The sequence below is a fragment of the Alteromonas sp. BMJM2 genome (genome assembly GCF_027257845.1).
Lineage (GTDB): Bacteria > Pseudomonadota > Gammaproteobacteria > Enterobacterales > Alteromonadaceae > Alteromonas.
Map to the genome: position 1 here is coordinate 358,738 of NZ_JAPVOT010000003.1, position 13,920 is coordinate 372,657.

The window sequence follows — 13,920 nt, forward strand, 5'->3', positions numbered from 1 at the left end:
GACACAGTAGATTACGATTTTTACCCGTGAAATTTGTATGAATAGCTTTCCTATATTTGTAATCAACATGAAATGTTCGAGCGAGCGTTGGGAGTCGACATCGTCAAACCTAAAAGAGCTTGGGCTCAGTGTAACTCGCTTTGATGCTACAGTGGGATGTGAACTCAGCGAGGATGAAATAAAGCTATGGTACGATCCTGTTGCAAATCGCAAACATCACCACAGGAATCTTACGATTGGAGAAATCGGTTGCTATATAAGCCATAAAAGGATCTGGCAGAAAATGGTTGAAGAGAAAATGCCATACTGCCTAATCTTGGAAGACGATTTATGTATAGATGTAACACTTCCTCGTATCCTGCAGCACATCGATCAACTTCGTGGCTGGGAAATGATAAAGTTGTTTGATAGTCGCAATAAGGCCTTTGTCGATTCAAAATCATTGGATTGTAATACTTCGATTGGTAATTTTTTAAAAGTCCCAAATTGTGCTGCAGCATATGCATTAAGCCTATCAGGTGCAAAAAAGCTTCTTCAGCGCCAATTGTTTTTTAGAGCAGTAGATGTAGATATGCAGATTCATAGCGAAGTAGGGATCAGTGTTACAGGTATTCGTCCTTACCCATTTACTCAAGACAAAACATTTAATAGTGAAATCGAAGCAGTAAACAGTGGGCGACATTCAAATCACAGTACTTTTTGGAGAAACCTTAAATTTCGTGTAAAAATGTATTTTGAACGCAAAAAAATTTCAGCAGATTTAACGAAAATTATCCGCTTGGGAGAATAACGATACAATCGGTATCACCTATAGGTGATACCGATTAGTGTTTGTTTCATCGTGTAGCAAACTTATTTACCAAACGTTTCCCCAAAGAAATCACCTTCATTCCACTGAGGCTTATCTTCTTGATTGGCTAACGTCCAACCTATTTGAGCATTCACCTTGGTAAAGGTTTCAGCCGCTTTCCAATTAAAGGGTTGGTTAATATCATCGCTAGGCTTGTGATAGTGAGTCGACAAAAACTGCCCAAACACTTTGCTGCCATCTACACTGGGATCTTTTGATTTAAGACCTGGCACCATAAACACCGAAGGAACACCTTGCTTAACAAACGCATAGTGATCTGAGCGCGTAAACAGGGCTTGTTCAGGCCATGGGTCTGGGCTTAGTTCAATATCAGCATTTGCCGCCGCTTTTTCCACCGATTGCTGCAAATCGCTGTGGTTTGCACCAAATGCAATAACATCCGCAAACTCATAGGTAAGAATAGGCATATCTAGGTTCACATTAGCCACCATAGACGTTACTGGTACCGTAGGGTTGCGTGCGAAATAGTCGGCACCTAGCAGTCCTTTTTCCTCACCCGTTACAGAAACGAACAAGATAGAACGCTTAGGCTTTTCACTCATCTCACTGAAAAGGCGAGCCGTTTCTAGCATCACTGAGGTGCCTGAGGCATTGTCCATCGCGCCGTTATTGATGTTGTCTTTTTTAACGGTTTTCGCAAAGCCTATGTGGTCAGAGTGAGCAGAAAATACGACGTATTCATCTTTTAACTTCGGATCTGAACCTTCTAACATCCCAACTACGTTAGGACTTGTGATGGTGTCATGCACACTCTTTTTACTGATATCCACGGTGCCTTGTAACGCAAAACCTTTTGGTACTTTGTCAGCCTCAAGGTCAGCATAAACGTCGTCTAAACTGCGCTCAGCGCCTTCAAATAACGTGCGAGCAGCCCCCTCACTCATGTAAGCGCCGCCTTTAAGCTGAGGAAAACTGTTTGCCGGCTCATTGTCATCGTTTAGCCATGCCATGCGTGGTGTATGGATGTAACTTAAACGGCTTTGATAAGGACGCACTTTTTCATTTTTCGGGGTAGTAATAGTGATCATGCCAATGGCACCATTGTCTACAGCATACTTTTGCTTTTGATAACCCGATGCAAAATGCGCCCCTTCTTCTGATGGGAAATCACTCGGCTTACCCGCTAGCGCAACAACAATTTTTCCGTCTACATCTACGCCTTCATAATCGTTGTGCGACAGTTCGTCGGCAACAATTCCGTAGCCCACGAAGACCATTTCACCACTTACCTTCGCATCTACGTTCAATAAGCTAGGACCAGCAAGGTATTGTTTTGGATAGGCGAAATCTACGGTACTGCCGTTTTTCGTCAACGTAAACTGAGGAGATTCTTGAACTAAGTTTGCCTTGCGAAATGATACATCTTGAATAAACCCGTCAGTGCCGGCCGGCGTTAAACCATATTTGGCAAACTCTGTTGCAATATAAAGCGCAGCAATATCGTGCCCACGAGAGCCGGTATCACGTCCCTCTAGTAAATCGTCAGCTAAAAAGAAAAGGTGAGATTTAATTCGCTGAGTATCTGGGCTAAATGCCCCCTCAGTTGATGCATGGGCTTTTGAGGAATGTTCTGTCGTTGAATGATTGTGTGCACTCGCGGCGAAAGTCATTGCCGTTATTGCACTACCTAGTAGTAGTTTTTTTATCATTTTAGTTCACCAAATTTTTATTACGCAAAAATGTTTATTACATGCTTGTCGCTGTAAGTAACATGTTAACTCAGTTCATAGGGGCATTGCTATGCAACCCATTTTGTTTAACACGGGTTTTCTGCCATTGCTCGCATAGTAGAGTCGTTATAAAATTTAATCGTAATTTTTAACTGATAAGAGCTGTCCATGTCTAACGAAGCATTGTTATATCGTATTCAATTCATCAGCAATGGTGAGCGATACGAGCTATATGTAAAAACTCTCATGCAAGGAAGTCTATTTGGCTTTGTTGAAATTGGGGATTTTGTCTGGGATACGCATACCAGCGTAGTACTCGACCCTAGCCATGAAAAGTTAAAATCTGAATTTGCAGAAGTCACAAAAACCTATATTCCTATGCACAATGTCTTGCGCATTGACGCTGTAAAGAAAAAAGGTTCTGCCAAAATTACTCAATTAGAAAACAAATCTGATAAAGTAACTCAATTTCCTAGTCCAATTTATACACCAACTAAAGAGTAACGCGCCGGGGTTTTCCGGTTAAGGTTACCGGAGACCCTTATGTATCGCTTGCTTCTTGCCGCTACGCTTTTACTTTGCAGCCTCGGCTTATCAGCCAAAAGCTATGATGATAAAAGTCTGTATACACTGCTCGATAACATTTGGCAGTATGAAATGTCTGTATCCCCACTGCTTGCCTCTCGCCAAGGTAATACAAACCTTGCGCATGCACTGCCTGATATATCTCCTGAAGGGCTGAGTGGTCAGCATAAAAATTGGCTTAAGTTCCAAAACCAACTGGCGCATTATGAAAGAAGCAATTTATCGCAAGATGCGTTTATTGCTTTATTGATGCAGCGGTACAGGTTGGCAAACTATATAGACCAGTACACGTATCGCTCTTACCTTGTTCCCATTAACTCAGAATACGGTTTTCACAGCGCCATGGCGTCTTTGCCAAACCTGTCTACGTTTAAGCGCGTAGCAGATTACGAGGCGTATATCAGTCGCTTACAGGCGCTAAAACCCTATTTCAAGCAGCAAATTGACTATATGAAACAGGCATTAGCAGAGGGATATACCCAACCTAGCGCCGTACTTAACGGTTTCGAAGATTCTATTTCAACGTATTTAGTGAGCGACGTGAAAGAAAGCAGCTTCTACGGGCCCTTTACTCGTTTTCCAGACTATTTTAGCGACACAGAAAAAGCAGCATTGAAAAAACAAGGCCAGCAAGCAGTACGCAATTTTGTACTACCGGCTTACCAAGCGTTTTATGACTTTATGGTGAAGGACTATATTCCTGGTGCTCGAGATGACATAGCCGCAGAGAAATGGCCTGATGGTGTTAACTATTACGCAAACAGAGCTAAACATTACACAACCACAGATATGAGCCCAAAAGAGATCCATGAACTGGGCTTATCTGAGGTAGCGAGAATTCGCGCGCAAATGCAGCAGATTGTTGATGACTTAGCGTTTGATGGCTCAATAAACGAATTCATTACATTTTTACGGGAAGACCCTCAGTTTTATGCCACCAGCGCGGAAGAGCTGCTGAAAGAGGCGTCTTTTATTGCTAAAAAAATGGATGCCAAACTGCCGGAATTATTTGAATACCTACCCAGAACCCCCTACGGTGTTGCTCCAGTGCCAGATGCCATTGCGCCAAAGTACACCACTGGGCGCTATATTCACCCAAGTAGGGACGATCAGCCCGGCTACTACTGGGTAAACACTTATGCTCTTGATAAGCGCCCTTTGTATGCACTGCCTGCATTAACCCTTCATGAAGCTGTGCCAGGGCATCATTTACAAATATCATTAGCAGCAGAGCTTGAGGATCTTCCCATGGTTCGCCGCAATACGTATATTTCGGCATTTGGTGAAGGCTGGGGTTTATATTCAGAATTTCTTGGTATTGAAGCAGGCATTTATGAAGACCCTTACGATAACTTTGGCCGTTTAAGTTATGAAATGTGGCGTGCATGCCGTTTAGTCGTTGATACAGGTATGCATACTATGGGCTGGAGTCGTCAGCAAGCGGTAGACTATATGATGGAAAATACCGCATTATCTGAGCACAACGTTAATACTGAGATTGACCGCTATATATCGTGGCCTGCCCAGGCGCTGTCTTACAAAATAGGCGAAATAAAAATAAAAGCGCTGCGTGGAAAAGCAGAAGCAGAATTAGGCGAACACTTTGACGTTCGTAAATTCCACCGAGCTGTATTAGAGAATGGCTCAGTTCCACTTTTCATCTTAGAACAGCGTATTAATACGTTTATAAAGGAACAAAAGGCTAAAAAACTATGATTGTTGCATTTGGTGTTATCGGGGTACTCATTCTGCTTTTGATTTATTTCGTGCTACGCACCCAAAACTTTCAGAAAGAATTAATACTTTCCCGCTCTTCCAATAAGCAGAGCAACAGCAAGGTCAATTACGCTCAGCGCAACCTGGTATTAGTGACTGATGCTTTGGAAAAAAACCTGACGCAGCGTTTGCAGAGCCTGTATAAAAGCAGGCTTATTAATCAAGATCAGTATAATGCTTTGTTACCCTTGATGACGTACTTTTCAACCATTGTGATGAACTGCTGCGAAAAAGGCGATTCGCTGGAAGAGTCTCTTAAAAAAGCGTTAAGTAATGAAGAGATTTCTTTAGAAGGAATACAGCTCGTTGTAAAAGACTTACCCAGTAACCTTAGAATGTTGTGGTCTAAGAACACAGCCGATGGATTTATAGCGTTTTGCCAAGCTGTCACTTCGGTAAAAAGCAGCAGCGACTCTCAAGACGCAGCACAAGCTAAAAAGGCATCCTAACGGCCCAGATTCAGCATAACCTACTCTCGGCATAACCTATTGTCGTCATAACTGAGCCTCGGTATAACTGGGTATAAGTCACTTAACTAATGCGCAATAATTGAAAGCTGCTGTTACAGGCAGCTTTTTCGTTATTAGTGCTATTAAAGTCCCCATTTTTTTCTTTATTACTTTTTTATTGCCACATTCATCGGGCAGTTTTTATGTCTGTCTTTATTATCAGTTTCTCGCTCATAAAAAGTGTGAAGTGAAATTTAATGTCTTCCCTTTTTAAAATAATCAGTAGGTTAGCAAGCTACGAAGTAGAAAGGCGCCGGTTTATCTTGAAAAGACTTTACCTCTCACTATAATACTGTACACATATACAGTATTAGTTGGTGTTATGAATAAGTCATTATCTACGTTGGAAAACCACCCGCATATTTGGCGGGCTAGAGAGCAGAGTCAGCAAGAAGAGCGGTTTTCGTTGGGTTTTGATCAGCTAGATGAAGCGCTAAACGGTGGCGTTTCAACCTCTGGCGTGGTTCGTATACGCACACTAACTGGCATTGGCGAACTCTCTCTATTCAAACAAGTCATCAGCAAGCAACGCTCGCATAAGATGATTGTATTTGTAAACCCGCCAGGAGATATTCAAACCCCTTGGTTAGCAACATTTGGAATTGATGTTAAACAGGTTTTAATTATAAAGCCCAGTACTGAAAAAGAGTCACTGTGGGCAACTGAACAGTGTTTGAAGAGTACGGCCTGCCATTGCGTTATTTTGTGGAGCAATGGGGTAAATACAAAGGAAGCTAGACGTCTACAAGTAGCAGCAACACATAACGATGCACTTTGTCTTCTTTTCACCAGTCCTAACAGAAGCAGTATGCTCAACAGCGCAGCACTGCAGACATTACCTATCTCTCTAGATTTATGCCTTAACTATCGACAACAGGCGTTGGAAGTCAGCGTGCTAAAGCAGCGCCACGGCTGGCCAAAAGATAATATTGCCATACATAACGACTGGACTGCGAACAACCGAGCAATCAAGTGGGCAGTTGAACATAACAAAGTAAAACGTCATGTACTTCACTCAGTGAGTTAATGATGTTGTGGGCCTACCTGTATTTTCATCAAATCACCTTGGATACGCATGAAAAAGCGAGTTTGAGTGCGGGCAATAGCCCTCAATACAACACGCAAAACGAAGTACGACATAAAAGAACAGGTGAATCGGCGAATGGGCTACACCAACCGGGCAAAACACAAATACCGGCTGTTATTGTTTATTGTGAAAAAACAAATCGCATTGTTCAGCGAAATAACGGGGCACTTCAGCAAGGTATAGAGATAGGCCACGGGCTTGCTCAGGCTGCCGCATTATGTCCTCAAGTATGTATTATTCCTTTTAGTGAAGACAATGAACGCCTCACTCTTGTACAACTAGCCCACCAACTTTATCCATTTGTTTCCGATATTGTCTTAGACACCCACAATACACTGGCTATACGACTTGATAATTTAGTGCATTACTATGGCGGTCACAAAGAGCTGTGGAGCACTATCACCCATGAACTTAAATTATCAAAAGTGAGCTACCACTTCGCTACAGCTTGGTCTATTGAAGCCGCACGAATACTGGCTTTAAATGGCGTTGATAACTATGAGTGTGATTGTGACAACATCAAACATAGGTTATCGCAATGCTCGCTGTCATTAACTGCGTTGGATAAAAAAACAAAAGAAGCGCTGACTCGTGTGGGCATACGTCATGTTCATCAATTACTTGCCATGCCTGTACATGAACTTGGCAGACGATTCGATAACAACACCATTTCATACCTCACTGCCCTACGGGGAGAAACCTTTCCTCATGTCACCCTTTTTCGGCCTGCAGAGCACTTTGAGCACTTTACGCTTCTCCCTTTTGATGTTGAAAACACGCAACATCTCACTCCTTTTATGGAAAAGCTGCTGGGCTACCTTGCCCACTACTTACGCGCCAGAAATTTACAAACGTCCACACTCTGCTTTCAAATTGATTTTCGAGAGCACCCATCAACGCAGTTAGAAATAAAGTCAGCGCTACCACAAAGCACCGTCGACAGCTGGCTGTCGTTACTCACACTGCGTATTGAGAACGAAGTGTTACCTGAGCCAGCAGTGTCGATAACCCTGCGCTGCGACAACGTCGAAACGATTGAAGGCAGCAATGGTGACTTTTTCAGCAATCGCTTTAACGAGGTAGCTCAGAAACAATTAATTGGACGGTTGAACGCAAAATTAGGGGAAGAATGTACTTTTCAGCCAAAAGTGTCAGATACACATCAGTTTGAGACTATGTCGAATGCTGAAATTTCATCTAGCACGCCTGCATCAACATTTACTTCAGACATTGTTCCCACTTTTCTATTCGACAGCCCCAAACCACTCACTCAATCAACGAAAGTCTGCTTTGGACCTGTAAGACTTCACAGTGAATGGTGGCATGAAACACCTCGAAAACGTGACTATTTTATTGCTCAAACCTTATATGGAGTGCGCATGCTGATATTTAAAGACGAAGATAATCAGTGGTGGGCACAGGGTCTTTTCAGTTAGGGTTGTTATGAATTACAGCGAGCTTTTTTGTCAAAGTCATTATAGCTTTCTAACGGGTGCATCTTCCCCTGCCGAGTTAGTGACTACCGCTTCGTTTTTAGGTTACCAATCTATTGCTATAACCGATGAGTGCTCGGTGGCGGGGGTGGTACGCGCATTTGATGAGATAACTCATCAGCGTTTACCGATAAAACTTATTATAGGTAGCTACTTTGTATTTGATGAGTCTCTTTCTTTTGTATTGCTATGCCCAAGTAAAGAAGCGTACAGCGAGTTATGCCGAATTATTACTAATGCCCGTAGGCGCTCTGAAAAAGGCGAATACAAACTGGCAGAGTGGGATTTGCGCACCATTAAGCATTGCCAGTTTATATGGCTGCCGTCCGGTAAAAAGGAGTACGACGACCACTGGGCAAGCTGGCTAGAAAAGCAGTCGGCGATTCAGGTTCATATTGGTGCGCAGCGACTACTCGATGGATTAGATCATCATAGGTTTGAAAACTATAACTATCTTCACGCAACATATGGATATTCAGTTATAGCCTGTACCGGTGTACTTATGCACCATAGTGACTGCTTACCACTTCAGCATGTGTTGCACGCCACACGAACACATAAGCCTGTAGATGAAATAGGGCGCGCCGCGCTGAGTAATGCAGAAAGAAGCTTGCGAACCACGCAGAAAATTAAAAAACTGTATCCTGAAAAGTGGGTTGCTAATACCAATAAACTGGCCTCACAATGTCATTTCTCACTGAGCGAATTACGCTACCAATATCCAGCAGAATTGGTGCCTTCGGGCTACACACCAACCTCATATTTACGGGCGTGTGTTGAACGTGGAATTAAACTGCGCTTTCCTGAAGGTTTACAGCCCGAGATAAGGCAAATTATAGAAAAAGAGCTAGTACTCATTAAAGAGCAAGAGTACGAATACTTCTTTCTCACTATTTACGATATTGTGCAGTTTGCTAAACAGCAGGGTATTTTATATCAAGGCCGAGGCTCAGCTGCTAACTCTGTCGTGTGTTATTGCCTTGAAATAACCGCTGTAGATCCTCGCCAAATCAATGTTCTTTTTGAACGGTTTATCTCAAAAGAGCGCAACGAGCCTCCCGATATCGATGTAGATTTTGAACATCAACGACGCGAAGAAATCATTCAGTACATTTTCAAAAAGTACGGCAGAGAGCGGACTGCTATTGCGGCTACTGTAATTTGCTACCGTTTTAAGTCGGCCTTGAAAGACGTGGGTAAAGCACTAGGATTCAGTGAATCTCAACTCGACTTCGTCGTAAAGCAAATTAATCGACGGGACAAGGTAATTCCTTGGAAGTCTCAGTTAGCCGACCTTGGTTTAGACCCTAGTAATAAAAGGGTGAGCCTTCTTATTGATTTAACAGAACAGTTGTTAGGCACACCCCGACACCTTTCACAACACGTGGGAGGTTTTGTAATAAGCGCAGGGCCACTATACGAGCTGGTTCCTGTTGAGAATGCAGCAATGCCAGAACGTACTATTATTCAGTGGGATAAAGACGATATAGAAACCCTTGGCTTACTTAAAGTGGATGTACTGGCCCTTGGTATGCTGAGCGCGATACGCCGAACATTTGAACTCATCAATAAGCAGTTTCCAGTAGACGTGAGCATTCCCTTTATTACTAAGCTAGGTGATGACAAACAAGTCTTTGATATGATTTGCCAAGCCGATACCGTAGGCGTTTTTCAAATAGAGTCACGGGCTCAAATGACGATGTTACCGCGCCTTAAACCCCGTAAATATTACGACCTTGTTGTGCAAATCGCCATAGTAAGGCCAGGTCCAATTCAAGGCGATATGGTACATCCCTATCTTATTCGACGTCATGGTAATGAAACAGTGACCTACCCTTCCAAGGAAGTTGAAAACGTATTATCTCGCACAATGGGTGTACCCATTTTTCAAGAGCAAGTCATCCAGCTTGCCATGGTGGCGGCAGGGTTTAGTGGCGGCGAAGCTGATCAGCTGCGAAGAGCAATGGCTAGTTGGAAAAAAGACGGTCGCATATTTGAATTCAGAGATAAATTAATTAAGGGAATGACGGATAAAGGCTATGACAGTACTTTTGCGCACAACCTATTTGAGCAGATTAAAGGCTTTGCGGGTTATGGGTTTCCTGAGTCTCATTCTGCATCATTTGCAGTATTAGCCTATGTGTCTTGCTGGCTAAAGTTTTATTTCCCCGTGGAATTTTACGTGGCGTTACTCAACAGTTGGCCTATGGGTTTTTATACGCCATCGCAATTAGTTCAAGATGCTAAACGACACAGTATTAAAGTATTACCGCCTTGCGTTAATAATTCCAATGTAGAACATATAATGGTGATAGATGGTGAACAAAAGCTACTGCGTTTAGGATTAACTCTCATTAAAGGGCTTAGTAAAGAAGGCGCTGATGCCGTCGTTAGTCAGCGCCCTAAAAATGGCTTTAGCAGTGTAAATCAGGTTAGGCAAATAAAGCTACGTAGTAACGAATTAGAGGCGCTCGCAAGTGCCGATGCTTTTAAGTTAATTTCTGGCAATAGGTATGAAACTCGGTGGCAGATGATGGATAGCCAAGCCAGCCTTCCCCTCTTTGAAGATGTTACATCAAACCATAATGCTGACAATAAAAGCGCAAAAGACGGTGAGCCGCTGCACTCTCTACCTTCCCAACCCTCTCTACCTTCCCAATCTTCTCAACCTTTGTGCAATGCTCCCTCAGCAGCCCAAAACTTGCTTGAAGATTATGCAGCCACTGGGCTATCTGTTGATAATCACCCTATCTCATTGCTCAAACAACATAAAAACCTTAAGAAGATTAGCTGGGCACACACCCTTTCTCATAAACCAAACCGTTCAGTGGTGAGCATACTTGGCGCTGTAACTGGTAGGCAGGCGCCTGGTACAGCATCTGGCGTTACTTTCCTTACCTTGGAAGATGATACGGGTAATGTGAATGTTGTTGTGTGGCAAGCCACTGCTAGAGCTCAGCAGAAAGTATTTTTGAAAGCCAAACTGCTACAAGTCAACGGTATTGTTGAACATTCTAAAGAAGGAGTTGTACACGTTATTGCAGGCAAACTGATTGATAGAACCCCTTGGCTAGGATCGATTATTATTCCATCTCGCGATTTTCATTAAAGAAATCTGTGTTATCTTCATAGAAGCTAGTGCCACTTAAATAGTAATTTCTTTTTGGAGTATAATTTGAAGCAATGGGTAGCGGCGTTTGCTTTTACAGTATTTAGCTTGGTAGGCAGCTCTTGTGTTTTTGCCGAACGTTTTATTGTGGGCGCTCAAAACTTATCTTATTTTCCCCATTACGATTTCGATTCAGATGTGGATAAGGGCGTTGGATGGGCAATACTTGAAGCCTTTTCTGACGCAACAGGCCACGAATTTATTTATGTCGCTCTACCAATCAGAAGGCTTCAGATGGAATTAGCAAAAGGGAATATTGACTTCGTCTATCCTGATAGCAAAAGATGGTATAACAATATTACTAACAATAATGATAAAAGCTTTTCGCTCCCTCTGACTCAAGCGGTAACCGGTACTATTGTAAAAAAGAAGAAAGCAGGCAGAGGCATAGCGGCAGTAAAGAACCTCGCCATGCCACTCGGTTTTACCCCCGTAAACTGGCAAGAGAGAGTCAATAATGGCGACACCTTACTCACCTCAGTAAAAGATGTACCGCAGGGATTTGCCTTACTTCAACAAGAAAAAGTTGATGCTTTAGATTTAGAGTATCACGTGGCTCAATTTTCAACTGCATCTTTACCACAATATGATGATGTTACTTTAGACCTCACCCTACCACACAATGAAGTCTCCTTTAGTATTTCCACCCTAAGGCAGCAGACTATCATTGACGAACTCAACCGTTTTATTACATCCAATCCTAAACTGATAGAAAGCATAAGAATTAAATATTCAATAATACCACTCTCTGAACTCTTTGACTCACTAGTGAATGAGCAACAATTAAGTCCAAGTGACATATGGAAAAAAGACCCAGCACTCGCAAATTAAGTGTTTAGAGTGCAAGTATTTGGGCACTGTGTAAAAACTTCTTTAGCTGAGAAAATCTAACTATAGAAATCACCACCTCGCTCTCCAACAAACCTGTAAAACACTGTTTTTATTGATTTATCTTACTTGGCCACTTTTTTGCTAAAACTTCTTATCATTAAGGAGTACATATGAACCGTTTTACACTTTTATTCTACGTTTTACTTTTCCCTTCATTACTATTTACCACCAATACCCTTTCGGCCAAACAAACTGTAAGTGCTGATTACATGCACGGATTTGATGGAATAGATGGATTTAGGTTTGCCTATCGGCCATTTACCCAAAATATTACTACCCAGTGGTTTGGTGATTTAAAACTCTACTGGGAAGCTAGCGCAGTAGTGTGGGAATATGGAGAGAATAATACAAGAAGCACAAGCTATGCAGTTTCGTTAACCCCTGTATTTATGAAACAAATTACAACCATCGCTGATCGCTACCCTCTCTACTTTGAAGCCGGTATTGGTGCAAGCTATATCGGCGATCAAGAAGTGGCTGGTAAAGACATTGGCTCTAACTATCAGTTTGAAGACCGACTTGGTGTATATGTTGAATTAGATGAAACACAGCATATCGCTGTGAGGTACATGCATTTTTCAAACGGCGGATTGAATAGTGATAACCCTGGCTTAGACTTCCTAAACCTATCCTACGCCTACCATTTTTAAATCAAAATAACGTGTGCTTAGCCCTATGGTCGTGAACTTTACGCTAAGCACATTTCATCACAACACAGTATATTAAGCTCACCTACCCATCAATGTATCATTGTTGATATGCCTTTTATGCCCTTTGCTATGCTGCTGCCATGCCGCTGCTATGTCGCTGCTATGTCGCTGCTATGTCGCTGCTATGCAGCATTTTCATAAACTGTTTCCTTTTAACAATCTTTGACAGAAAAAATAATGATAGCTCTACTAAATTAACAATAAAAACAGCAGGTTAAGCTCTTGGCACAAGTCGTGAATTACCTAATGTGAAAAATTGGAAAGTTAAAAGTAAATGCTTAAACACAAATAAGATTTATAGAGATACTGGTAATTTGTATCTCGTAGGTTAGCTCATTAATGGTCAACTCTGTAAATTGAGACACTATAGACATAGAAGGATTTATATTATGAAAATTGCCACGCTTACCGTAGTAATAGGAACTGTACTTTCAACATCAGTTTTGGCAAGCCATCACGAAACTAAGATCGAGAAAAGCTTTAGCGCACTCGATATGGACGGCAGCGGATTTGTCACTAAAGCCGAAGCTAAAGGTACCTTACATCCCAAACTACTAACGAAAATGGACACTGATGGCGATAACAAAGTAAGCCGTGCAGAGTTTAATCTTTTCGTAAATGAACAGCCTAGTATGTTCAATGACGACACTACTACATCAGCAAATACGCAAACTGCAGCACAACCTTTAATGTCTGAACAAAAGAAGATGTCAGCATTAGAAGGTGGTGAAATGATCTCTGAAAAGAATAAAGAGCTTCGTTCTCAAATGTCTGCCACCGCTGACAGCAGGTTCACGGATCTTGATAAGGATAGTAACGGTTCACTTTCAACGAAGGAGCTGGAGGCTAGTCAAGTGGAAGGAAATATTTCAGATATGGACACTAATGGTGATAAAGAAATCACTAGAATTGAATATCGTGCATATTTCGAAAAAATAGAATCTGAATAAGCAATAAAGGGGGTCAGAACCACATTTATTTCCATACGTCTAGCATCGTTCATTGTTAGCGACTGCAAAAATGGGTTCTGACCCTGAGGTATCCCCACAAATAAAATAGCAAAATCAGTGAGATAAAAAAGAAGGGAACATTCATGACGTTTGGTGATCAGATCAATCGCCAAACATCACTGAGACCAAACAACCATGAATGCCCTATC

At 42.1% G+C, this 13,920-nt stretch carries 11 protein-coding genes; 10 read left to right on the plus strand and 1 reads right to left on the minus strand.

All coding sequences use genetic code 11. The features are described 5' to 3' along the window. Positions 1 to 37: 37 nt before the first annotated feature. The gene (locus O9X84_RS06045; RefSeq protein WP_269518736.1) at positions 38 to 790 is read left to right on the plus strand and encodes a glycosyltransferase family 25 protein; all 753 of its coding nucleotides are present in this window, start codon (positions 38 to 40) and stop codon (positions 788 to 790) included. A 62-nt stretch (positions 791 to 852) separates the two neighbouring features. On the opposite strand, the gene O9X84_RS06050 is transcribed toward O9X84_RS06045, so the two are convergent. Beyond that, positions 853 to 2,520, minus strand: coding sequence for a M28 family metallopeptidase (locus tag O9X84_RS06050; RefSeq protein WP_269518737.1), 1,668 nt, complete (start codon positions 2,518 to 2,520; stop codon positions 853 to 855). A 189-nt stretch (positions 2,521 to 2,709) separates the two neighbouring features. Here O9X84_RS06050 and O9X84_RS06055 point away from each other — a divergent pair, with 189 nt between their 5' ends. The 9 genes from O9X84_RS06055 (at position 2,710) to O9X84_RS06095 (ending at position 13,711) form a co-directional block, all read left to right on the plus strand. Continuing rightward, positions 2,710 to 3,045: a DUF1820 family protein gene (locus O9X84_RS06055; protein WP_032097277.1), complete on the plus strand. Its 336-nt coding sequence runs from the start codon at positions 2,710 to 2,712 to the stop codon at positions 3,043 to 3,045. Between the two features lie 39 nt (positions 3,046 to 3,084). Further along, a complete protein-coding gene (locus tag O9X84_RS06060) occupies positions 3,085 to 4,842 on the plus strand; it encodes a DUF885 domain-containing protein (RefSeq protein WP_269518738.1) in 1,758 nt (585 codons plus the stop codon). Further along, positions 4,839 to 5,351, plus strand: coding sequence for a hypothetical protein (locus O9X84_RS06065; RefSeq protein WP_269518739.1), 513 nt, complete (start codon positions 4,839 to 4,841; stop codon positions 5,349 to 5,351). The genes O9X84_RS06060 and O9X84_RS06065 overlap by 4 nt, the downstream gene beginning before the upstream one ends. 382 nt (positions 5,352 to 5,733) lie before the next feature. Continuing rightward, the gene (gene imuA, locus O9X84_RS06070; RefSeq protein WP_269518740.1) at positions 5,734 to 6,438 is read left to right on the plus strand and encodes a translesion DNA synthesis-associated protein ImuA; all 705 of its coding nucleotides are present in this window, start codon (positions 5,734 to 5,736) and stop codon (positions 6,436 to 6,438) included. After that, the gene (locus tag O9X84_RS06075; protein WP_269518741.1) at positions 6,438 to 7,934 is read left to right on the plus strand and encodes a Y-family DNA polymerase; all 1,497 of its coding nucleotides are present in this window, start codon (positions 6,438 to 6,440) and stop codon (positions 7,932 to 7,934) included. Before imuA ends, O9X84_RS06075 begins: the two co-directional genes overlap by 1 nt. A gap of 7 nt (positions 7,935 to 7,941) precedes the next feature. After that, on the plus strand, positions 7,942 to 11,100 hold the full coding sequence (locus tag O9X84_RS06080; protein WP_269518742.1) for an error-prone DNA polymerase: 3,159 nt from the start codon (positions 7,942 to 7,944) through the stop codon (positions 11,098 to 11,100). A gap of 66 nt (positions 11,101 to 11,166) precedes the next feature. Next, the gene (locus tag O9X84_RS06085; protein WP_269518743.1) at positions 11,167 to 11,991 is read left to right on the plus strand and encodes a transporter substrate-binding domain-containing protein; all 825 of its coding nucleotides are present in this window, start codon (positions 11,167 to 11,169) and stop codon (positions 11,989 to 11,991) included. 170 nt (positions 11,992 to 12,161) lie between these two features. Then, positions 12,162 to 12,701, plus strand: coding sequence for an acyloxyacyl hydrolase (locus O9X84_RS06090; RefSeq protein ID WP_269518745.1), 540 nt, complete (start codon positions 12,162 to 12,164; stop codon positions 12,699 to 12,701). A 449-nt stretch (positions 12,702 to 13,150) separates the two neighbouring features. Continuing rightward, on the plus strand, positions 13,151 to 13,711 hold the full coding sequence (locus O9X84_RS06095) for an EF-hand domain-containing protein (protein WP_269518746.1): 561 nt from the start codon (positions 13,151 to 13,153) through the stop codon (positions 13,709 to 13,711). Positions 13,712 to 13,920 lie beyond the last annotated feature (209 nt).

What these genes read in the sequence shown, in the direction of transcription:
- O9X84_RS06045 (WP_269518736.1), top strand. Translation starts at nt 38, where the DNA reads ATGAATAGCTTTCCTATATTTGTAATCAACATGAAATGTTCGAGCGAG.
- O9X84_RS06050 (WP_269518737.1), bottom strand. Translation starts at nt 2,520, where the DNA reads ATGATAAAAAAACTACTACTAGGTAGTGCAATAACGGCAATGACTTTC.
- O9X84_RS06055 (WP_032097277.1), top strand. Translation starts at nt 2,710, where the DNA reads ATGTCTAACGAAGCATTGTTATATCGTATTCAATTCATCAGCAATGGT.
- O9X84_RS06060 (WP_269518738.1), top strand. Translation starts at nt 3,085, where the DNA reads ATGTATCGCTTGCTTCTTGCCGCTACGCTTTTACTTTGCAGCCTCGGC.
- O9X84_RS06065 (WP_269518739.1), top strand. Translation starts at nt 4,839, where the DNA reads ATGATTGTTGCATTTGGTGTTATCGGGGTACTCATTCTGCTTTTGATT.
- imuA (WP_269518740.1), top strand. Translation starts at nt 5,734, where the DNA reads ATGAATAAGTCATTATCTACGTTGGAAAACCACCCGCATATTTGGCGG.
- O9X84_RS06075 (WP_269518741.1), top strand. Translation starts at nt 6,438, where the DNA reads ATGATGTTGTGGGCCTACCTGTATTTTCATCAAATCACCTTGGATACG.
- O9X84_RS06080 (WP_269518742.1), top strand. Translation starts at nt 7,942, where the DNA reads ATGAATTACAGCGAGCTTTTTTGTCAAAGTCATTATAGCTTTCTAACG.
- O9X84_RS06090 (WP_269518745.1), top strand. Translation starts at nt 12,162, where the DNA reads ATGAACCGTTTTACACTTTTATTCTACGTTTTACTTTTCCCTTCATTA.
- O9X84_RS06095 (WP_269518746.1), top strand. Translation starts at nt 13,151, where the DNA reads ATGAAAATTGCCACGCTTACCGTAGTAATAGGAACTGTACTTTCAACA.